The sequence below is a fragment of the Klebsiella sp. ME-303 genome, assembly GCF_007910085.1.
Lineage (GTDB): Bacteria > Pseudomonadota > Gammaproteobacteria > Enterobacterales > Enterobacteriaceae > Klebsiella > Klebsiella michiganensis.
Genome location: NZ_VOJB01000069.1, coordinates 135776 through 156383, shown reverse-complemented (window position 1 = coordinate 156383; position 20608 = coordinate 135776). Strand labels below are relative to the sequence as shown.

Sequence of the window (20608 nt, the reverse complement as noted above, 5' to 3'; positions counted from 1 at the left end):
AATTGACTCTCGATTTTTGATGGATACAGCATTTCACCGCCTGGAAATCATCCGTGACAATGGCCTGTATCGCCACCTTCGAATGCAGCAGCCGGGAACGTCCAATTACTACTATGACGTAATTACCTGGCCTGGCTATTTGACTGTGACGGGTGACATGGGAACCTGGACCTTTTCCCGAATAGCGGACATGTTCGACTTTTTTGGTGCCTGGGAAGGTGGAATCAATACCCATTATTGGTCTGAAAAGCTGGAAGCTGGTGCGGGCTGTTCGGCGCGCGAAATGCTGGCGAAAGAGTACAACCACGAAGCGTTTTGCAAAAGCCTGAAAGAGTCGCTTAGTGATTACCTGGAGGGTGAGGAAGGCTCAGAACAAGAAGAGGATGAAGACTGGGACGACGATGACGATACGCCAGATAGCGATAAAGCAAGGGTGCGAGAAATTGTTCGTGAATTATGTCGTGCTGAGTTTAACAACGACTTTGAGGCTTACAACGCCGTTTATGACGCTGATTGGCCTGAAAGGTTTAGCGCATGGGATATATGCGACGGCCTGACCTTTAAAACGTATACCAGCCACTTCCGCTGGATTCTGTTCGCTATCACCTGGGCAATCAGCAAATACCACAACGCGAAGATTGTTGATAAAGCGATGGGTACGTTTCTGGCTGTGAAAGGCTCTATCGCATAAATAGCATGATACGACTGTAGAAACTGAATGATTTCCAATAATCAACATTAAACCGGGGAGCTGATTATAGTTTCCCGGCCATGAGGTTATTTATGGCCGATATTACTCAAGAAGATGAATGGGTGATGGAAAAGGGAATTGTAGCGAAGATGTATATGACTCCCCGGCAAATTAAATCTTACCGGGAGGGACGATGGATCGAGGGCATTCATTATAAGAAGCACCCACCCGATCCAAAAGCTTCAGAAGGAAGGGCGACACTTCTCTACAACTACACCAGGATTAATAGGCTTGTCGGGGAAACTTAATGAATATGCCTGCTGGCGTAGAGCTGCATGGGAAAGGAATAAGGATTAGCTTTCTATATCGCGGCATACGTTGCCGCGAAGTTTTGCGGGGCTGGACTGTATCAAATAGCAATATAAAAAAAGCTGGCAATCTCCGCGCTTTAATTATGAGTGAGATTCAGCAAGGTAAATTTGACTATGCAGAGCACTTCCCTGAATCAAAGGCGCTTAAAAAATTCACCACGACACAAAAAATTAAAACCTTCGGTGAATTATGCAAAGTTTATCTTGATGCCAAAAAGCTTGAGGTGTCAGCTGCCTCATACAGAGGCGCAGAATCACGTATAGCAACACTTTGCGCTATCGTCGGAAGTAATACGCATATTGCGGATATTCAGCATACCGACCTGTTGAATTACAGGAACGCGCTGTTAACTGGTAACACCTTTAGCGATCATGCTCCCTGGCTTAAAAGAAAAGGTCGCGCTGTATCCACTGTCAACGGCCTGATGAACAACCTGACTGCGTTGCTCAAACTGGCGAACCTGAGCGGCTTTATCGAGCATACCCCTCACGAAGGTATAAAGATGCTTAAGCGCTCCAGGAGAGACCCGGATCCGCTTCTCCAGAGTGAGTACGAAGGTTTCATAAAAACGTTATCTCCTCGGTATGCTTTGCTCTGGACTACAGCTATCTTTACTGGCCTTCGGCATGGAGAGCTAACAGCTTTAGCCTGGGAGGATGTGGACCTTGATAAGGGTGAGCTTCACGTCAGGCGTAACCAGACGAATGAGGGCCTGTTTGTGCCTCCCAAAACCGAAGCGGGGATCAGAACTGTAACCCTACTTGAACCTGCGCTGAATGCTCTACGCGAACAATTCAAGCTAACTGGCGCATTAAGCAAAACTGAAATCACTTTCCATCACCGCGAACATGGTTTAACTGAACAACAAAAACTGCGGTTCGTGTTTATCCCGCCCAAAAACTGGCGCGGGGAAACGAAGTATTATGGCTCTCAGTCTCTGGGGTATAGTTGGGAGGCGGGATTAAAGAAGGCGGGAATCAGGAGCAGACGCCCTTACCAGTCCCGCCACACGTTCGCATGCTGGCTTTTAACTGCAGGAGCTAATCCGTCTTTCATCGCAGGACAGATGGGCCACGAGAATGCAAAGATGGTTTATGAGATTTACTCGAAGTGGATCGGAGAGATGGACCGTAACCAGGTGGAAATGCTGAATAGTAGTTTTTCTAACGCTCTGTCCCAAGGGTGCCCCAAACGCAAGGTAGTGGGTATAAAAAGCGTTTAATTTCAGCAAAATAAAATCACTTGCCGGAATATTAACTTTATTCCAACATGAATGCTCACTACGCCGCAACGGCGGCGAAATAAAAAGCAGGAGCGGATATGATTACGCTGTGGGGCAGAAATAACTCGACCAATGTGAAGAAAGTGCGCTGGGTGCTGGAAGAACTCGACCTCCCGTATCAGCAAATTCTGGCAGGCCTGGAGTTCGGTCTGAATCACGATCCGGCCTATCTGGCCATGAATCCCAATGGGCTGGTACCGCTATTGAAAGATGAGACGACCGATATCGTGCTCTGGGAATCAAACACCATTATCCGCTATCTGGCCGCGCAGTATGGTCAGAATCGCCTGTGGGTGGAGTCGCCCGCCGAACGCGCTCAGGGAGAGAAATGGATGGACTGGGCCAACGGTTCGCTCTCGCCGGCCCATCGGCCGATTTTAATGGGGCTGGTGAGAACCCCGCCGGATAAACGCGACCCCGCCGCGATTGAAGCCGGTATTGCCACCTGCGAGACCCTGTTCGCCATTCTCGATGACGAACTGTCGCGCCATCAGTGGCTATCAGGCGACGCCTTCGGCCTCGGCGATATCGCCGTCGCGCCGTTCATTTATAACCTGCTGGAGACCGTGAAAACCTGGCAACCGCGCCCGCACCTGCAGCGCTGGTATCAGCAGATTAACCAGCGCCAGGCCTGGCGCAACGTGGTGATGATCCCGGTCACCTGATATTAGCCCGCCGGGCTCACCCTCAGCAGCTCGCCGTTGGATTCGTCGGTTAAGACATACAGATAGCCATCGGGTCCAACGCGCACATCGCGGATACGTTTACCGCGATCGCCCAGAATCCGCTCCTGTTCCGTCACCTTATTGCCGTCAACCTTGAGGACAATCAGCGACGTATCCTTCAGCGCGCCGATAAAGAGCCTGTGCTGCCACTGCGGGAAGGTCGGCGCGTTGTAAAACGCCATACCGCTCACCGCTGGCGACTTCGCCCAGACAAACAGCGGCGCTTCGGTTCCCTCCAGCGTTTTGCCTTTGGCCTCCGGGATCGGCAGGCCGCTATAGTTAATGCCGTGCGTCGCCAGCGGCCAGCCGTAGTTTTTCCCTTTTTGCACCAGGTTGATCTCATCCCCGCCGCGCGGGCCGTGTTCATTTAACCACAGCGTATCGCTCCACGGGTTCATCGCCATCCCCTGGGGGTTGCGAATACCGTAAGACCAGATTTCCGGCCTGACGCCAGCCTGGCCGACAAAAGGATTATCCTCCGGGACCTTGCCATCAGCCGTTAGCCGCACCACTTTTCCCTGCAGCTTATCGAGATCCTGAGCGGTCGAACGCTGGTTATTCTCCCCGAGACCGATAAACAAATAACCGCGGCCGTCGAACACCAGCCGCCCGCCAAAATGGTTGCCGGTTGAGAGCTTCGGCTGCTGGCGGAAAACCACCTGGAAGTTTTCCAGGCGCTGGAGATCCTCGCTCAGTCGGCCGTAGCCTACGGCGGTCCCGGCCTTGTCGTCACTCCCGCCTTCGGCGTAGCTTAGCCAGACCCGGCGCGACTGGGCGAAATCCGGGGCCAGCGCCACGTCAAGCAGCCCCCCCTGCCCGTTGGCCCAGACCTGCGGTACGCCCGAGATCGCAGGCGCGAGGCCTTTTCCCCGCTGCCACAGCCGGAGCTCACCGCCGCGCAAGGTCATCAGAATGCCCCGATCGTCCGGAAGAAAGGCCAGCGCCCACGGGTGTTCAAGCTGGTTCTGCAGCACCTCTACGCGCTCCCGGGCGGCAAGGGCAGCCGCAGGCAGCAACAGTGCGGTAAGGGCTATCATCAGGGTAATGGTCTGGCGCATGGCATACTCCTTTTGTCAGCAATGCGATAAGGGTAGCCAGCGTGGGAAAACGGGAAGGGATTTTTACATAACATTAATCGGGGGGAGCAGGCTCCCCCCGATCTCAGGCATGAGTAATGGGCTTAGAATCATTCAATTTATGAATATTTAGCCGCAATACCGCCAGGCAGCTTTCCAGCTTATCTACGTCGACAGCGATGTAGGACGGGCAGTCATGATGTCCGCTCAGCAGGCACACCGCCGCGGAAGCGACGGCTTCGCCCGCCAGCCGCAGGGCATCCTTTTCCTCCGGCGCAACGACGTGCTGCAGGCGCGGCGCGTGTTGACGCATTTCATGGCACAGTTCAAACAAGTTATCACGTAGATGGTCGTTTTCGCTGACTGACATATAGCCTTTTGCTTTACGCAGCTGTAAATAAGCATCGAGATCAATGTTGGCATTAATCAGCTTATTCATCAGGTTACGATATAGTCTGTCAACGCTCATCGCGGTTCCTCCTCTGACGTCCTTTACCACAATCATAATATGGTCATTTTTTGTACAAAACGATGAGGCAGATCAATAATTCTCAGGGCATTAACATCCTTTACAATGTTACAACGAAGCTTAAAATCCCCACCTGCGACATCATCTCCTGAAAGCCAAAAATGTTATACGTTCTCATAAAAGTAAAAATTCCAACCCTGGGATATAAAATCATTTATTGCAGTAATGATCACAAATTAGCGCAATTCACGTTGCCAGAAAATGCCGCCGGGTGTCATATCATCAAATAAAATGTATTACGTATAACATTCAATAAGAACGGCAGGCATATCGATCCTGTTTGTAACCTTTATCTCTATCGCTTGAAGGAACTGAAATGATGACGCCCGGCAAAAGAAACTATATCTTGTTGAGTCTTTTCGATTTCCTCTATCTCTTCGCCTGGTCCTCGACCATGGCGTTCTTTGTGATCTGGACGACTCAGCACCTCGGGATTAGCGCAACGAAAACCGGCCTGCTCTACTCGGTCAACGCCTTTATTGCCCTGCTGATGCAGCCCTTCTTCGGCTTTATTTCCGATAAGTTCGGCCTGAAAAAGCGGCTGATCTGGATCCTGGTCGCCATGCTGCTACCGGTAGGCCCGTTCTTTATTTATTTGTACGCGCCGCTGCTGGTGCACAGCTTCTGGCTGGGTGCGCTGCTTGGCGGGGTATACCTGGGGATGATTTTTAACTCCGGCTGCGGGGTGATTGATTCGTATATTGATAAAATTTCGCGGCGCTACCAGTTCGAATATGGCCGGGTAAGAATGTGGGGATCGTTAGGCTGGGCCGCCGCCGCGTGGATCGTCGGCAAGTATATCGACAGCAATCCGAACCTCGCCTTCTGGCTGGCGAGTATCGCCATTGTGATTGCCGCGCTCTGTTTTATGCTGACCAAAATCGAGCTGACCGAAGCGGAAATGCAGAAAACCAGCGCGCTGAAAGTTTCGCATGCCCTGGAGCTGGCGAAGAACGGCCAGTTCTGGATGCTGCTGATCTTTACCCTGTTCGTCACGCAAATCTACGACACCTACGATCAGCAGTTTGCCCAGTACTTTTCTCTGCAGTTCCCGACGCCGGAAGAAGGCAATCGCTGGTACGGCATTTTGGCCTCCATTCAGGTATGCGGCGAGACGCTGTTTTTATGCCTGATGCCGTGGTTCGTGAACCGCACCGGCGCGAAATGGGCGCTGATCATCGCCGGACTAATCATGTCGGTGCGTATCGTCGGCTCCGCGATTCCGCTGGGCCCGGTGTGGATCGGCGCGGTCAAAATGATGCATGCGCTGGAAAAACCGCTGATTCTTGTGTCGGTGTTTAAATTTATCGCCGCCAACTTCGACAACAAGCTCTCCTCGACGGTCTACCTGCTGGTGCTGTTCGTCGCCTCCATCGCCACCGCGATTTACTCGCCGCTGGCCGGGTATTTGTACGACACCATCGGCTTCGCGCATACCTATTATATTCTGGGCGGCATCGCCGGGCTGTTTACGCTGATCTCGGTATTTACGCTGCGCGACAATAGAGAACCGACCGCGCCGGGGGCTGCGCCAGGCGCTGGCGTTGCGCAAAGCCATTAATCAAAATTCGCCCGGAAGCCTCTTTCGGGCGAATTAGCGGAAGCTCCACTGCACGCTCATCACAAATATGGCCGGGACGATAATGCCCGTTTCCACGCCGAAATAATCGGTAAAATTGTACTGCAGGCCATGATAAATATAGGGAGAGAAACCGACGCCGGTGATTTTCTTCGCCGTTCGATAGGTGCCTGAGTCCCCGCAATCGCGAAAGGCTTTAAAGAAAAACTCGCCGGTATAGGCATAGACGCCCTTGAACGTCCAGCCGCTTGCCCCCGCGTACCAGTCTCTTCTCGCCCCTAGCGAGAGGCAGCGGTCGGCAAAGCTATTCTTCATAGTGCCGGCCAACAGGCTGTACTTTGAATCCGCTGACAGCTTGCGCTCAACGGAAAAAAATTGGTTATTGAATTTTTCGTTATATTGACCGTGATTGCCGGTCATGTGATAAACAAAGGAACCGGTATTGACCGAATATAACGCCATCTCGTTGGCATAAACGGGCGTCGCGCCAATCATGGCCAGCGCGCAGACGAAACCACCCAATTTTTTAAACATGGGAAACCTGATAAAAATAAAGACTGAAAGCAGCGGCTATTTTACCGCTTCAGGTTAAACCAGCTCTAAACCGACTTCCCCGGGTTGCAAGATAAAAGATGAATAACTCCCTTATTTTGATTAACAATCTGGATAATCATCCCGATAAAAAGAAACACGGACATCGCCAGGCTAACAAGAAAAGGAGTATAAACTTTCCGCCGATCTCTGTAGAATCCCTGCCCTGACCATCCCAATAATTGAACACTTTTTAAGCTATGAGCAATGTCACCCCTCAGCCGAAGATCGGCTTTGTCTCTCTGGGCTGCCCGAAAAACCTCGTGGACTCAGAACGTATCCTGACTGAACTGCGTACCGAAGGATATGACGTGGTTCCCTCCTACGATAACGCTGATATGGTTATCGTTAACACCTGCGGCTTTATCGATAGCGCCGTGCAGGAGTCGCTGGAAGCGATTGGCGAAGCGTTGAAAGAAAACGGCAAAGTGATCGTCACCGGCTGCCTGGGCGCAAAAGAAGATCAGATCCGCGAAGTGCATCCGAAGGTGCTGGAAATTACCGGCCCGCACAGCTATGAACAGGTGCTGGAACACGTCCACCACTACGCGCCGAAGCCTAAACACAACCCGTTCCTCAGCCTGGTGCCGGAACAGGGCGTGAAGCTGACGCCGCGTCATTACGCTTACTTAAAAATTTCCGAAGGCTGCAACCATCGCTGCACCTTCTGCATCATCCCGTCAATGCGCGGCGATCTGGTCAGCCGTCCGATTGGCGAAGTGCTGGCGGAAGCCAAACGCCTGGCCGACGCCGGCGTCAAAGAGCTGCTGGTGATCTCTCAGGACACCTCCGCCTACGGCGTTGACGTCAAACATCGCAGCGGTTTCCACAACGGTATGCCGGTCAAAACCAGTATGGTTAGCCTGTGCGAAGAGCTGGCGAAGCTCGGTATCTGGGTGCGCCTGCACTACGTCTATCCGTACCCGCACGTCGATGATGTGATCCCGCTGATGGCGGAAGGCAAAATTCTGCCCTACCTCGATATTCCGCTGCAGCACGCCAGCCCGCGTATTCTCAAGATGATGAAGCGTCCGGGCTCCGCCGACCGCCAGCTGGCGCGCATCAAGCAGTGGCGCGAAGTCTGCCCGGAACTCACCCTGCGCTCGACCTTTATCGTCGGCTTCCCGGGTGAAACGGAAGACGATTTCCAGATGCTGCTCGACTTCCTGAAAGAAGCCCGCCTCGACCGCGTCGGCTGCTTCAAGTACAGCCCGGTGGAAGGCGCGACCGCCAACGAACTGGCGGATCAGGTGCCGGAAGAGGTGAAAGAAGAGCGCTGGAACCGCTTTATGCAGCTGCAGCAGCAGATCTCCGCCGAGCGCCTGCAGGAGAAAGTCGGTCGTGAAATTATGGTGCTGATCGACGAAGTGGATGAAGAAGGGGCAATTGGCCGCAGCATGGCCGATGCGCCGGAAATCGACGGCGCGGTCTACCTGAACGGTGAGAGTAAAGTCAAACCGGGCGACGTTGTGCGGGTGAAAGTCGAACACGCCGACGAATACGATCTGTGGGGCAGCCGGGTTTAATTCCGGCCGCTTAACCTATCCCGGATGAAGGCGCTCGCGCGCCTTATCCGGGCGACAAAACCGCACAGGATTAACGTGCGGAGTGCTTTCCCGGACACCTGTCCGGGCTGCACAATCCTTGAACGCCTACCCTTTTATCCTCGGATCCAGCGCATCGCGCAGGCCGTCACCCAGCAGGTTAAACGCCAGCACCGTCAGAAAAATCGCGATTGCCGGGAACAGCGCCACGTGCGGCGCCATCACCATATCCGCCCGCGCCTCGTTCAGCATCGCCCCCCACTCCGGCGTCGGCGGCTGCGCGCCAAGCCCCAGAAATGACAGGCTGGCAGCGGAGATAATCGACACCCCGATACGCATCGTAAAGTAGACCACTATCGATGATACCGTTCCGGGCAATATATGATTAAACAGGATGGTAGCATCGCTGGCGCCGATGCTGCGCGCCGACTCAATAAAGGTCTGCTGCTTAAGCACCAGGGTATTGCCGCGCACCAGACGCGCAAAGGCCGGGATCGAAAAGATCGCCACCGCGATGATGACGTTCGACATCCCGCTCCCCATTACCGCCACGACCGCAATTGCCAGCAAAATCCCCGGGAAAGCGAACAGCACGTCGCAGATACGCATAATGATGCGATCCCACCAGCCTTCGTAATACCCGGCCAGTAGCCCAAGTACGGTGCCGATAGCCGCGCCGATGAATACCGCCAGTACCCCGGCGGCCAGCGAGATCTGCGCGCCGACCAGCACCCGACTAAAGATATCCCGCCCCAGCGAATCAACGCCGAACCAGTGCATCATTGACGGGCCGTCGTTGAGCCGGTCGTAATCAAAATAGTTTTCCGCGTCGAACGGCGCAATCCACGGCGCCACGATCGCCACCGCAATCAGCAGCAGAACAAATACCCCCGCCCCCATCGCCACCGGCTGACCGCGAAACCGCCGCCAGAACTCGTGCCACGGGGTACGTATCTGCCCGGGTTTAATCCCCGGCATCGCGTTGATAGCCGCTTGTCTTCTCCAGTTGAGCAATCGCACCTTACTTGTACCTGATAGCCGGATTAATGGCGGCATACAGCACGTCCACCACTAAATTAATAAGAATAAACTCCAGCGAAAACAGGAGGACTTCCGCCTGAATCACCGGATAGTCGCGCATCTCCACCGAGTCCACCAGCAGACGCCCGAGGCCTGGCCAGTTAAAGACCTTCTCCACCACGATTGAACCGCCGAGCAAAAAACCGAACTGCAGGCCCATCATGGTGACGACAGGAATCATCGCATTGCGCAGGCCGTGCTTGAGCACCACCAGCGTTTCGCTCACGCCTTTCGCCCGCGCGGTACGCATGTAATCTTCATGCAGGACATCGACGAACGAGGCGCGGGTAAAGCGCGCCATCACCGCCGCCACCGCCGCGCCCAGGGTCAGCGAAGGCAGAATATAGTGGCGCCAGCTGTCGGCGCCCACCGTCGGCAGCCAGCCCAGCTCAACGGAAAAGACCTGCATCAGCAGCATGCCGAGCGCGAACGCCGGGAACGAGATGCCGGTGACCGCCAGCGCCATTCCCAGGCGATCCGGCCAGCGGTTGCGCCAGACTGCCGCCACGATCCCCGCCGCCATACCGAAGATCACCGCCCAGCTCATGCTGGCGAGCGTTAACCAGAACGTGGGCATGAAACGGCTGGCGATTTCGCTGCTGACCGGGCGACGCGAGGCCATCGAGGTACCGAAATCCCCCTGCACAATATTGCTGATATAGTGCCAGAACTGCACGTGCAGCGGCCGATCCAGCCCCAGCTGCTGGCGCACCATTCCCACCACCTGAGCATCGGCTTCCGGCCCGGCAATCAGCCGCGCCGGGTCCCCGGGCAGCATATGCACGAACAGAAACACCAGCACCGCCACAATCAGCAGCGTGGGGATCAGCCCCAGCAGGCGTTTAATCACATAATTGAGCATGCTTCTCCTTGCGCGAAGTCCCCGCAGCCTGCGCCCGGGGACCCGCAGCTATCTACTTAAGATCCGCCTGTTCAAAGCTAAATCCGGTATCCGGCTGGATGTAGAATCCGGTCAGATTTTTACTGTGCGCCGAGACCAGTTTCTCTACCACCAGCGGCACCCACGGCGACTCTTTCCAGATAGTATCCTGCGCGTCTTTATACAGCCGCGTTTTTTCCTGCGCATCGGTGGTTTTCAGCGCGTCGTTGAGGTCTTTATCCACCTGGGGATTGCTATAGAAAGCCGTATTGAACAGGGTCGGCGGCCAGTTCTGCGACGCGAACAGCGGCGACAGCGCCCAGTCCGCTTCTCCGGTCGACGCCGACCAGCCGGTATAGAACATGCGTACGCCGCTCTCTTTCTGCCCTTTACCTTCCACTTCCGCCGCGCGCTGGCCCGCATCCATCGCCGTCAGCTGCGCCTTAATGCCCACCTGCGCCAGCTGCTGCTGGGTAAACTGCAGCACTTTCTGCGCCGTACTGTGGTTGTGCGACGACCACAGCGTGGTGCTAAATCCATTCGGATAGCCCGCCTCTTTCAGCAGCTCGCGGGCCTTCGCCGGATCGTACGGCCAGGCGCTGTAGCTTTCAGCGTAGGCAATTGACGGCGGTACCACGCCGGTCGCCGGGGTGGCATAGCCCGCAAAGGCGACTTTTACCAGCGCCTGACGGTTAATGGCGTAGTTAATCGCCTCGCGCACTTTGGGGTTATCAAACGGCTTCTGCGTCACGTTCATGCTGATATAGCGCTGCATGATCGACGGGCTGGCCACCAGCTCCAGCTTGCTGTTTTTCGCCAGCAGCGGCGCCTGCTCGTAAGGGATCGGGAACGCAAACTGCGCTTCGCCGGTCTGCAGCATCGCCGCGCGGGTATTGTTATCCACGACCGGGCGCCAGGTGATGGAGTCCAGCTTCGGCAGCCCCGGCTGCCAGTAACCGGCGAACTTCTTCACTTTAACGAAGTCGGTCTGATTCCAGGTGTCGAGCTGGTACGGGCCGGTGCCAACCGGATGGAAACCAATCTCTTTACCATATTTCTTCAGCGCCGCCGGAGAAATCATCGCCGTCGCCGGGTGGGCCAGAATATTGATAAACGCAGAGAAAGGTTGTTTGAGGGTGATTTTCACCGTTGTCGGGTCAACAGCCTCGGTGCTGGCGATATTTTTATACAGGTTATAGCGCTTGAGATGATTTTCCGGATTGCTGGCGCGATCGAGGTTCGCCTTAACCGCTTCGGCATTGAACTCGGTTCCGTCCTGGAACTTCACCCCCGGATGCAGCTTAATGGTATACACCAGGCCGTCCGGGGAAACGGTATAGCTTTCCGCCAGCACGTTTTGCAATTTCATCTCTTTATCAAGGCCGAACAGCCCCTGATAGAACGACTTCGCGACGGCCTGCGACAGCGTGTCGTTAGCATCATACGGGTCGAGGGTCGTAAAGTTAGAGCCGACCGCCACCACCACATCTTTTGCGGCAAAGGCCGGAGCCGCTGTCAGCGCCGAAGCGACGCCCAGCGCCAACAGCCATTTTCCTGAAACGCGTTGAGTCATGTTGTTCTCCTGAAATGCTGCATTATTGGTGTCGTTGTTAGCGCGCCAGCACGTCGGCGGCGGGCTCTCTGGCAACAAAGTGCCCCGGTCCCACCTGCTGTAATGGCGTACTGATCCCCTCTTCGCCCCGCTTGAAGATGTTGCCCGGCAGCTCGTCTGAGAGCAGCACGCGCTGCGGACGACGATGCGCAGGATCGGCCACCGGAACGGCGGCCATCAGTTTACGGGTATAGGGGTGCTGCGGGTTTTCAAACACGGCGCGGCGCGGGCCGATCTCGACAATGCGCCCGCGATACATCACCGCCACGCGGTGGCTGATGCGCTCAACCACCGCCATGTCATGGGAGATAAACAGAAATGCGATACCCATCTCACGCTGTAGATCGAGCATCAGATTGATAATTTGCGCGCGAATCGACACATCAAGCGCCGATACCGACTCATCGGCAATCACTACTTTCGGATTGAGCGCCAGCGCGCGGGCAATACAGATGCGCTGCCGCTGGCCGCCGGAAAACTCGTGCGGATAGCGCCACGCATGCTCCGGCTCCAGCCCGACGCGTTCCAGCAGCCAGCTGACCCGCTCACGAGCGGCATCGCCCTCCAGCAGCCGATGCACGCGCAGCGGTTCCATAATCGAATAGCCCACCGTTTGCCGTGGGTCGAGGGAGGCGTAGGGGTCCTGAAAGATAAACTGGATATCGCGGCGCAGCGCCTGAAGCTTACTGCCCGTCAGCGTATCAATCCGCTGGCCGTTGAAGGTGATGCTGCCGCCCTGAGTTTCCACCAGCCGCAGCAGCGCCCGGCCGGTCGTTGATTTACCGCAGCCGGACTCCCCCACCAGGCTCAGGGTTTCGCCGGGCCATAAATCAAAGCTGACCTTTTCGACCGCATGCACCTCGCGGGTAATGCGGTTGAGAATGCCGCTACGCAGCGGGAAGCGCGCCACCAGATCGCGAACTTTCAGGATCGGTTCCCCGGGCACAACGGTGTTCTGCCCCTCCGGCGACGGGCTCTGGTTTAACAGCGGGAAGCGGCGCGGCAGTGAAGTGCCGCGCATTGCCCCCAGCCGCGGCACCGCGGCCAGCAGCGCCTGAGTATACGGGTGCTTCGGGGCGCGGAAAATCTCCTCCACGCTGCCGGTTTCCACCGCTTCGCCGCGATACATCACCAGCACGCGGTCGGCGATATCGGCGACCACGCCCATATCGTGGGTAATAAAGATAACGCCCATCGCCATCTCTTTTTGCAGGACGGCAATCAGCTGTAAAATCTGCGCCTGGATAGTCACGTCCAGGGCGGTGGTCGGTTCATCGGCAATCAGCACAGCCGGTCGGCAGGAGAGCGCCATGGCGATCATCACCCGCTGACGCATCCCGCCGGAAAGCTGATGCGGATAGCGCGAGAGCATGGCTTCCGCTTCCGGAATGCGCACCTGATCGAGCATTTTCTTCGCTTCGCGCAGGGCCTCATCATGCTTCAGCCCCTGGTGTAAGCGGATAGATTCGGCAATCTGTTCACCGATGGTGAAGACCGGATTCAGCGAGGTCATCGGCTCCTGGAAGATCATCGCCATATCCGCGCCGCGCACGCCGCGCATCTCGGTTTCAGACTGTTCGCTCAGCTCAATCACCTGCCGGCTGCGACGACGCAGCAGCAGCGCATCGCTGCGCACTTCGCTGACCGCCTGGTCGAGCAGGCGCATCAGCGCCAGGGACGTCACCGACTTCCCGGAGCCGGACTCGCCGACAATCGCCAGCGTCTCGCCGCGCCGCAGGGTAAACGACAGGTCGCGGACGGCGGAAAAAGCCTGCTGCTGCTGATTGAACACGACGTTCAGGCCGCGCACCTGCAGAACATCATCGGCATCGATTTCTTGACTATGCGGCAACGCCCTTTCCTCTTATTCGCGATAAATACCAATCGTGGGCGTATCGCCCGCATAACACCAGGCCCGGTACATGCCTTCGCTATTAAACGGCAGCGCCACGTTGCTTTCTCTGTCGATGGCGATCAGGCCGCCGCTGCCGCCCAGCGCCGGAAGTTTCTCCATCACCACCCTTTCGCAGGCCTCCTGCAGGCTGAGCTGGCTATACTCCATCAGCGCCGAAATATCGTAGGCCGCGAGCGTACGTATAAACACTTCGCCGGTACCGGTACAGGAAACGGCGACGCTGGCGTTATTGGCATAGCAGCCCGCCCCGGGCAGCGGGCTGTCGCCGACGCGTCCCGGTAGCTTATTGGTCATGCCGCCGGTGGAGGTCGCCGCCGCGAGGTTGCCCGCCAGATCCATCGCGACCGCGCCGACGGTGCCCATTTTGTGCCGTTCATCCAGCGGCGCGGCGTGGTGATCGAGCACGATATCGTCGCCCTCCTGCGCCTGACGCAGCTGCAGCAAACGCTCGGAAGTCGAAAACAGGCTGTTATCGACCCGCGCCATACCGCGGGAAGCGGCAAACGCTTCCGCCCCCTCGCCAATCAACAGCACGTGCGGGCTTTGCTCCAGCACCAGCCGCGCCGCCAGCACCGGATTGCGTAAATGCTGAACCCCGGCCACGGCCCCCGCCTGTAAGCTGTAACCATCCATCACGCAGGCATCGAGCTCATGGCGGCTATCGCGGGTAAATACGGAGCCAATACCGGCGTTAAATAACGGGCACTCCTCCAGCAGCCGGACCGCTTCGGTTACCGTATCCAGCGCGCTGGCCCCGGCAGCCAGCATTTTTTGTCCACTATCGACAATCGCCGACAGCGCCGCCACGTACTCCCGCTCGCGCGCCGGCGTCATCTGCGCGCGGCTAATCGCCCCGGCCCCGCCGTGAATTGCTATAACCGCCTTACCCATTGCGCCATTCCTTAACGATAAAGTGTATAAATATCATTATCGTGCTGACTGTCCTATACAATTTTTGAATATAGAAAGAGCGGACGGTGATGTAAAGCTTGTCGCCAGATGGGTTATAGCCCGTCTCTCTTTTCTGCCATAATAGGCGTTTTCGATGTTTGCCCGCAGGAGAAACCCATGGATTTTACCGCCGGACTGATGCCGCTCGACACAGCCCTGACCCAGATGCTCACTCGTATTACGCCGCTGAATGCGACGGATACCGTACCGCTGTTGCAGGCCTTTTCGCGCGTGACCGCCCATGACCTCGTTTCGCCGCTTAACGTTCCCGGTTTTGATAACTCGGCGATGGACGGCTACGCCGTGCGCCTGGCGGATCTCACCGACGGCGCAGCGCTGCCGGTGGCCGGCAAGGCCTTCGCCGGTCAACCCTTTGACGGCGTCTGGCCCGCGGGCACCTGTATCCGCATTATGACCGGCGCGCCGGTGCCGGAAGGCTGCGACGCGGTGGTGATGCAGGAGCAGGCCGAACAAACCGATGAGGGTATCCGCTTCCTCGCCCTGGTGAAAAACGGGCAGAATATTCGTCGTCTTGGCGAAGACATCGCCCACGGCGCGGTCGTCTTCCCCGCAGGTACCCGCCTGACCGCCGCCGAGCTGCCGGTCATCGCCTCGCTGGGGATTGCCGAGGTTGAGGTGGTACGTAAAGTGCGGGTGGCAGTCTTCTCCACCGGCGATGAGCTCCAGCTGCCGGGCCAGCCGCTGGCCGACGGGCAAATTTACGATACCAACCGCCTGGCGGTGCACCTGATGCTGCAGGAGCTGGGCTGCGAGGTCATTAACCTCGGCATTATTCCCGACGACCCGGCTAAACTGCGTGAAGCCTTTATTCAGGCTGACCAGCAGGCCGACGTGGTGATTAGCTCCGGCGGCGTTTCCGTCGGCGAGGCGGACTACACCAAAGCGATCCTCGAAGAGCTGGGGGAAATCGGCTTCTGGAAGCTGGCGATTAAGCCGGGTAAACCTTTCGCTTTCGGCAAGCTCAACCACAGCTGGTTCTGCGGCCTGCCCGGCAACCCGGTTTCCGCAACGCTGACCTTCTACCAATTGGTTCAGCCGCTGCTGGCGAAGCTGTCCGGCAACGTCGGGCAAGCTCAGCCGATGCGCCTGCGCGTTCGCGCCGCCTCCGGCCTGAAGAAATCGCCGGGCCGCCTCGATTTTCAGCGCGGCGTGCTGCAGCGCGGTCCGGACGGCGAGCTGGTGGTTAGCAGCACCGGTCACCAGGGCTCGCATATCTTCAGTTCATTCAGCCTCGGCAACTGCTTTATCGTTCTCGAACGCGAGCGCGGCAACGTGGAAGCGGGCGAATGGGTGGAAGTCGAGCCGTTTAATCATCTGTTCGGAGGGCTGTAATGGGCATGGAGCTGAGCGATGCGGAGATGCTGCGCTATAACCGGCAGATTATTCTCCGCGATTTCGATTTTGACGGTCAGGAGCAGCTGAAAGCCTCCCGCGTGCTGGTCGTCGGCCTCGGTGGGCTGGGCTGCGCCGCCGCGCAGTATCTGGCGGCGGCAGGCGTGGGCCTGCTAACCCTGCTCGATTTCGACACCGTCTCGCTCTCCAACCTTCAGCGCCAGACGCTGCACAGCGACGACACCATCGGCCAGCCGAAGGTCGACTCCGCCCGCGCCGCGCTGGCGCGGATTAATCCCCACGTTCAGCTCACGGCGCTCAACGCGCGGCTGGAAGACGAGGCGCTGGCGGAGCAAATCGCCGCCCACGATCTGGTGCTCGACTGTACCGACAACGTCGCGATCCGTAACCAGCTCAACGCCGGATGTTTCCGCCATAAAACGCCGCTGGTCTCCGGCGCGGCGATTCGCATGGAAGGGCAAATCAGCGTCTTTACGTATCAGGAAGATGAACCCTGCTACCGCTGCCTGAGCCGCCTGTTTGGCGAAAACGCCCTCACCTGCGTCGAAGCCGGCGTCATGGCGCCGCTGGTCGGCACCATCGGTTCGCTGCAGGCGATGGAAGCGATTAAGCTGCTGGCCCGCTACGGCAGCCCGGCAACGGGAAAAATCGTCATGTACGACGCCATGCGCTGCCAGTTCCGTGAAATGAGGCTGCCGCGTAACCCTCACTGCGAGGTGTGCGGTACGCCCTGACCCTTTTCCGGCGGCGCTGTCGCCGGATGTTTTGTGACCCGCAGCGGCATTTTAACCTTCATTCTCCTTCCTCTTTCTGCTTGTTGATTTATATCAATACAACTTTCATTCGAAAGTAATTTAATCTTCATATGCAAATAAGAGGGTGAATCATGATCTTCAACATTCAGCGTTATTCAACCCATGACGGCCCGGGGATCCGCACTGTTGTCTTCCTCAAAGGGTGTTCGCTGGGCTGCCGCTGGTGCCAGAATCCGGAAAGCCGCGCCCGCACGGCGGATTTGCTGTATGACGCCCGCCTTTGCCTGGACGGCTGCGACCTCTGCCAGCAGGCTGCGCCGGAGGTGATTACCCGCAAGCTGGACGGTCTGATTATCCACCGCGAAAAGCTCACCGATGCGCATATCGGCAAATTGCGCGACTGCTGCCCGACCACGGCATTAACCGTGTGCGGCGAAGAGAAAAGCGTCGAAGAGATTATGGCTACGGTGCTGCGCGACAAACCGTTTTACGACCGCAGCGGCGGCGGCGTCACGCTTTCCGGCGGCGAGCCGTTTATGAATCCCGAACTGGCCCGACAGCTGTTTGAGGCCAGCCACCGCGCGGGGATCCACACCGCGGTCGAAACCTGCCTGCACGTGCCGTGGAAATACGTCGAGCCCGCTTTGCCGTTTATCGACCTGTTTCTCGCCGACCTCAAGCACGTCAACGAAGCGATTTTTCAGCAGTGGACGGACGGCAGCGCCCGCCGGGTGCTGGATAACCTGCAGCGCGTCGCGCAGGCCGGAAAGAAAATCATCATTCGCGTGCCGCTGATCCAGGGCTTTAACGCCAACGAAAGCGATATTGCCGCCATTACCGATTTTGCCGCTGACCGTTTACAGGTTGGCGAGATCCACTTCCTGCCTTACCACACCTTAGGCATGAATAAATACCAATTACTCAGTCAGCCCTATACCGCTCCGGATAAACCGCTTGCTGCACCCGAGCTGCTCGCCTTCGCGCAGCGCTATGCTCAGAGCAAAGGTTTAACGGCGACTCTACGAGGATAACCTTATGACAACGTTGAAACTGGATACTCTGAGCCCGCGCATTCAGGCGCATAAAATGGCGCTGGTGCATATCGTTAAGCCGCCGGTTTGTACCGAGCGCGCCCTGCACTATACCGAAGCCTATCAGCAGCACCTGGATAAGCCGATCCCGGTACGCCGCGCGCTGGCGCTGGCTCATCACCTGGCGGAACGCACGATCTGGATTAAGCACGATGAACTGATCGTCGGCAACCAGGCCAGCGAAGTTCGCGCGGCGCCTATCTTCCCGGAATACACCGTTAGCTGGATCGAAAAAGAGATCGACGACCTCGCCGATCGCCCCGGCGCCGGGTTTGCCGTTAGCGAAGAGAACAAACGCGTGCTCCACGAAGTGTGCCCGTGGTGGCGCGGTCAAACCGTACAGGATCGCTGCTACGGCATGTTTACCGACGAGCAAAAAGCGCTGCTGGCGACCGGCATTATCAAAGCCGAAGGCAATATGACCTCTGGCGACGCTCACCTTGCGGTTAACTATCCGCTGCTGCTGGAAAAAGGCCTCGACGGCATGCGGGCGAAAGTCGCCGAGCGCCGTTCGCGCATTAACCTGACCGTGCTGGAAGATCTGCACGGCGAGCAGTTCCTTAAAGCCATTGATATCGTGCTGGAAGCGGTCAGCGACCACTGTAAGCGCTATGCCGGGCTGGCGCGCAGCATGGCCGCGACGGAGAGCCGCGAATCCCGCCGCGACGAGCTGCTGGCGATAGCCGAAAACTGCTATATTATCGCCCACGAGCCGCCGAAAACCTTCTGGCAGGCGCTGCAGCTGTGCTATTTCATCCAGCTGATTCTGCAGATCGAATCCAACGGTCACTCGGTCTCTTTCGGCCGCATGGACCAGTATCTCTACCCTTACTATCGCCGCGACGTTGAGCTGGCACAATCATTGGATCGCGAACACGCCATCGAACTGCTGCACTGCTGCTGGCTGAAGCTGCTGGAAGTGAACAAAATTCGCTCCGGCTCGCACTCTAAGGCTTCCGCCGGTAGCCCGCTGTACCAGAACGTCACCATCGGCGGCCAGAATCTGGTGGACGGCAACGCGCAGGACGCGGTGAACCCGCTCTCCTACGCCATCCTGGAATCCTGCGGTCGGCTGCGTTCGACTCAACCTAACCTCAGCGTGCGCTATCACGCGGGCATGAGCAACGACTTCCTCGACGCCTGCGTGCAGGTGATCCGCTGCGGCTTCGGCATGCCGGCGTTCAACAACGATGAAATCGTCATCCCGGAATTTATCAAGCTGGGGATTGAGCCGCAGGACGCGTACGACTATGCCGCTATCGGCTGCATCGAAACCGCCGTCGGCGGTAAATGGGGCTATCGCTGCACCGGGATGAGCTTTATCAACTTTGCCCGCGTCATGCTGACAACCCTGGAAGGCGGCCGCGACGCCACCAGCGGCCAGGTTTTCCTGCCGCAGGAACATGCGCTGTCAAAAGGCAACTTCGACAACTTTGAACAGGTTCTGGCCGACTGGGATACGCAGATCCGCTACTACACGCGCAAATCTATCGAGATTGAGTACGTGGTCGACACCATGCTGGAAGAGAACGTGCACGATATTCTCTGCTCGGCGCTGGTCGATGACTGCATCGAGCGCGCGAAGAGCATCAAGCAGGGCGGCGCGAAGTATGACTGGGTTTCCGGTCTGCAGGTCGGCATCGCTAACCTCGGCAACAGCCTGGCGGCGGTGAAGAAGCTGGTGTTCGATCAGGGCGTTATTGGTCAGCAGGAGCTGGCAAAGGCGCTGGCTGAAGACTTCGAAGGCCTGACCCACGAGCAGCTGCGCCAGCGCTTAATCAACGGCGCGCCGAAATACGGCAACGATGAAGACAGCGTGGATATGCTGCTGGCTCGCGCCTACCAGACCTATATCGACGAGCTGAAGCTGTATCATAACCCGCGCTACGGTCGCGGCCCGATCGGCGGCAACTACTACGCCGGCACCTCGTCCATCTCCGCCAACGTGCCGTTTGGCGCCCAAACGATGGCGACGCCGGATGGCCGTAAAGCGCACTCGCCGCTGGCGGAAGGGGCCAGCCCGGCCTCCGGCACCGACCATCTCGGGCCGACCGCGGTAATCAGCTCGGTGGGCAAACTGCCGACCGGCTCAATCCTCGGCGGCGTACTGCTTAACCAGAAGCTGAACCCGGCCACGCTGGAGAACGAATCCGATAAGCAGAAACTGATGGTGCTGCTGCGCACTTTCTTCGAGGTGCATAAAGGCTGGCATATTCAGTACAACATCGTGTCGCGCGAGACGCTGCTGGAAGCGAAGAAACACCCAGACCAGTATCGTGATTTAGTGGTCCGGGTGGCCGGATACTCGGCGTTCTTTACCGCCCTGTCGCCGGATGCACAGGACGATATTATCGCCCGTACCGAGCATACGCTGTAAGTCACATCCCCCGGCTTGCGCTACGCTTAGCCGGGCTACAGGTTCGAAGCCGTTTGCGGGCCGGTAGCCCGGGTAAGGCGTTTACACCGCAATCCGGGGTTTTCTGCTGCACAGAGGTGAACGCAAACTTTCATTCGAAATAAATTTGTGCTCCCCATCACATTGTAATTAGAATGTTACTGGT

At 57.3% G+C, this 20608-nt stretch carries 18 protein-coding genes; 10 read left to right on the top strand and 8 right to left on the bottom strand.

Annotated features, from left to right (window positions below; all coding sequences use genetic code 11):
• The first annotated feature begins 1 nt into the window (after position 1).
• From FQK12_RS10495 to FQK12_RS10480, 4 genes are all read left to right on the top strand, one after another.
• Positions 2-691 (top strand): hypothetical protein, encoded by a 690-nt coding sequence (locus tag FQK12_RS10495; protein ID WP_146295711.1) that lies wholly within the window; start codon positions 2-4, stop codon positions 689-691.
• Between the two features lie 92 nt (positions 692-783).
• Positions 784-999 carry an excisionase family protein gene (gene xisR / locus FQK12_RS10490; protein WP_014228538.1) on the top strand — a complete coding sequence of 72 codons (216 nt, stop codon included), beginning with the start codon at positions 784-786 and terminating at the stop codon, positions 997-999.
• Positions 999-2285 carry a site-specific integrase gene (locus tag FQK12_RS10485; RefSeq protein WP_014228537.1) on the top strand — a complete coding sequence of 429 codons (1287 nt, stop codon included), beginning with the start codon at positions 999-1001 and terminating at the stop codon, positions 2283-2285. Before xisR ends, FQK12_RS10485 begins: the two co-directional genes overlap by 1 nt.
• A gap of 98 nt (positions 2286-2383) precedes the next feature.
• On the top strand, positions 2384-3010 hold the full coding sequence (locus tag FQK12_RS10480; protein ID WP_014228536.1) for a glutathione S-transferase family protein: 627 nt from the start codon (positions 2384-2386) through the stop codon (positions 3008-3010).
• 2 nt (positions 3011-3012) lie between these two features.
• Here the strand turns inward: FQK12_RS10480 and FQK12_RS10475 are convergent, their stop codons facing one another.
• Positions 3013-4128: a PQQ-dependent sugar dehydrogenase gene (locus FQK12_RS10475; RefSeq protein ID WP_014228535.1), complete on the bottom strand. Its 1116-nt coding sequence runs from the start codon at positions 4126-4128 to the stop codon at positions 3013-3015.
• A 103-nt stretch (positions 4129-4231) separates the two neighbouring features.
• Positions 4232-4615 carry a biofilm formation regulator BssR gene (bssR, locus tag FQK12_RS10470; protein WP_004849210.1) on the bottom strand — a complete coding sequence of 128 codons (384 nt, stop codon included), beginning with the start codon at positions 4613-4615 and terminating at the stop codon, positions 4232-4234.
• Positions 4616-4994: 379 nt separating this feature from the next.
• Between bssR and FQK12_RS10465 the strand changes: the two genes are divergently transcribed.
• Entirely contained in the window at positions 4995-6236 is a 1242-nt protein-coding gene (locus tag FQK12_RS10465; RefSeq protein WP_032694906.1) for an oligosaccharide MFS transporter, read from the top strand.
• A gap of 33 nt (positions 6237-6269) precedes the next feature.
• On the opposite strand, the gene FQK12_RS10460 is transcribed toward FQK12_RS10465, so the two are convergent.
• Complete coding sequence (locus tag FQK12_RS10460) at positions 6270-6749, bottom strand: hypothetical protein (protein WP_161506334.1); 480 nt, start codon at positions 6747-6749, stop codon at positions 6270-6272.
• Positions 6750-7045: 296 nt separating this feature from the next.
• On the opposite strand from FQK12_RS10460, the gene rimO reads away from it, so the two are divergent.
• On the top strand, positions 7046-8371 hold the full coding sequence (gene rimO, locus FQK12_RS10455; protein ID WP_009653812.1) for a 30S ribosomal protein S12 methylthiotransferase RimO: 1326 nt from the start codon (positions 7046-7048) through the stop codon (positions 8369-8371).
• A 126-nt stretch (positions 8372-8497) separates the two neighbouring features.
• Here rimO and gsiD read toward each other — a convergent pair whose 3' ends face one another.
• From gsiD to iaaA, 5 genes are read right to left on the bottom strand one after another with little or no spacing between them, the layout of a single operon-like run.
• Complete coding sequence (gene gsiD / locus FQK12_RS10450) at positions 8498-9409, bottom strand: glutathione ABC transporter permease GsiD (RefSeq protein ID WP_009653837.1); 912 nt, start codon at positions 9407-9409, stop codon at positions 8498-8500.
• Position 9410: 1 nt separating this feature from the next.
• Complete coding sequence (gene gsiC / locus FQK12_RS10445) at positions 9411-10331, bottom strand: glutathione ABC transporter permease GsiC (protein WP_009653824.1); 921 nt, start codon at positions 10329-10331, stop codon at positions 9411-9413.
• A 52-nt stretch (positions 10332-10383) separates the two neighbouring features.
• Positions 10384-11922: a glutathione ABC transporter substrate-binding protein GsiB gene (gene gsiB, locus FQK12_RS10440; protein WP_004849160.1), complete on the bottom strand. Its 1539-nt coding sequence runs from the start codon at positions 11920-11922 to the stop codon at positions 10384-10386.
• Positions 11923-11959: 37 nt separating this feature from the next.
• Positions 11960-13813, bottom strand: coding sequence for a glutathione ABC transporter ATP-binding protein GsiA (gene gsiA, locus FQK12_RS10435; protein ID WP_014228532.1), 1854 nt, complete (start codon positions 13811-13813; stop codon positions 11960-11962).
• Between the two features lie 12 nt (positions 13814-13825).
• Positions 13826-14767 (bottom strand): beta-aspartyl-peptidase, encoded by a 942-nt coding sequence (gene iaaA / locus FQK12_RS10430; protein WP_014228531.1) that lies wholly within the window; start codon positions 14765-14767, stop codon positions 13826-13828.
• Positions 14768-14944: 177 nt separating this feature from the next.
• On the opposite strand from iaaA, the gene moeA reads away from it, so the two are divergent.
• From moeA to FQK12_RS10405, 4 genes are all read left to right on the top strand, one after another.
• Positions 14945-16180: a molybdopterin molybdotransferase MoeA gene (gene moeA, locus FQK12_RS10420; RefSeq protein ID WP_014228530.1), complete on the top strand. Its 1236-nt coding sequence runs from the start codon at positions 14945-14947 to the stop codon at positions 16178-16180.
• Positions 16180-16935 (top strand): molybdopterin-synthase adenylyltransferase MoeB, encoded by a 756-nt coding sequence (gene moeB, locus FQK12_RS10415; RefSeq protein WP_014228529.1) that lies wholly within the window; start codon positions 16180-16182, stop codon positions 16933-16935. Before moeA ends, moeB begins: the two co-directional genes overlap by 1 nt.
• A 152-nt stretch (positions 16936-17087) precedes the next feature.
• The gene (locus FQK12_RS10410; RefSeq protein ID WP_014228528.1) at positions 17088-17987 is read left to right on the top strand and encodes a glycyl-radical enzyme activating protein; all 900 of its coding nucleotides are present in this window, start codon (positions 17088-17090) and stop codon (positions 17985-17987) included.
• A 4-nt stretch (positions 17988-17991) separates the two neighbouring features.
• Complete coding sequence (locus FQK12_RS10405; RefSeq protein ID WP_014228527.1) at positions 17992-20424, top strand: formate C-acetyltransferase/glycerol dehydratase family glycyl radical enzyme; 2433 nt, start codon at positions 17992-17994, stop codon at positions 20422-20424.
• Positions 20425-20608: the final 184 nt, after the last annotated feature.

Bases quoted from the DNA above. Each gene is read 5' to 3' on its own strand.
- FQK12_RS10405 (WP_014228527.1), top strand. From the start codon at position 17,992: ATGACAACGTTGAAACTGGATACTCTGAGCCCGCGCATTCAGGCGCAT.
- rimO (WP_009653812.1), top strand. From the start codon at position 7,046: ATGAGCAATGTCACCCCTCAGCCGAAGATCGGCTTTGTCTCTCTGGGC.
- FQK12_RS10480 (WP_014228536.1), top strand. From the start codon at position 2,384: ATGATTACGCTGTGGGGCAGAAATAACTCGACCAATGTGAAGAAAGTG.
- moeB (WP_014228529.1), top strand. From the start codon at position 16,180: ATGGGCATGGAGCTGAGCGATGCGGAGATGCTGCGCTATAACCGGCAG.
- FQK12_RS10410 (WP_014228528.1), top strand. From the start codon at position 17,088: ATGATCTTCAACATTCAGCGTTATTCAACCCATGACGGCCCGGGGATC.
- FQK12_RS10460 (WP_161506334.1), bottom strand. From the start codon at position 6,749: ATGATTGGCGCGACGCCCGTTTATGCCAACGAGATGGCGTTATATTCG.
- iaaA (WP_014228531.1), bottom strand. From the start codon at position 14,767: ATGGGTAAGGCGGTTATAGCAATTCACGGCGGGGCCGGGGCGATTAGC.
- FQK12_RS10475 (WP_014228535.1), bottom strand. From the start codon at position 4,128: ATGCGCCAGACCATTACCCTGATGATAGCCCTTACCGCACTGTTGCTG.
- FQK12_RS10485 (WP_014228537.1), top strand. From the start codon at position 999: ATGAATATGCCTGCTGGCGTAGAGCTGCATGGGAAAGGAATAAGGATT.
- gsiC (WP_009653824.1), bottom strand. From the start codon at position 10,331: ATGCTCAATTATGTGATTAAACGCCTGCTGGGGCTGATCCCCACGCTG.
- FQK12_RS10465 (WP_032694906.1), top strand. From the start codon at position 4,995: ATGACGCCCGGCAAAAGAAACTATATCTTGTTGAGTCTTTTCGATTTC.
- xisR (WP_014228538.1), top strand. From the start codon at position 784: ATGGCCGATATTACTCAAGAAGATGAATGGGTGATGGAAAAGGGAATT.
- gsiB (WP_004849160.1), bottom strand. From the start codon at position 11,922: ATGACTCAACGCGTTTCAGGAAAATGGCTGTTGGCGCTGGGCGTCGCT.
- bssR (WP_004849210.1), bottom strand. From the start codon at position 4,615: ATGAGCGTTGACAGACTATATCGTAACCTGATGAATAAGCTGATTAAT.
- moeA (WP_014228530.1), top strand. From the start codon at position 14,945: ATGGATTTTACCGCCGGACTGATGCCGCTCGACACAGCCCTGACCCAG.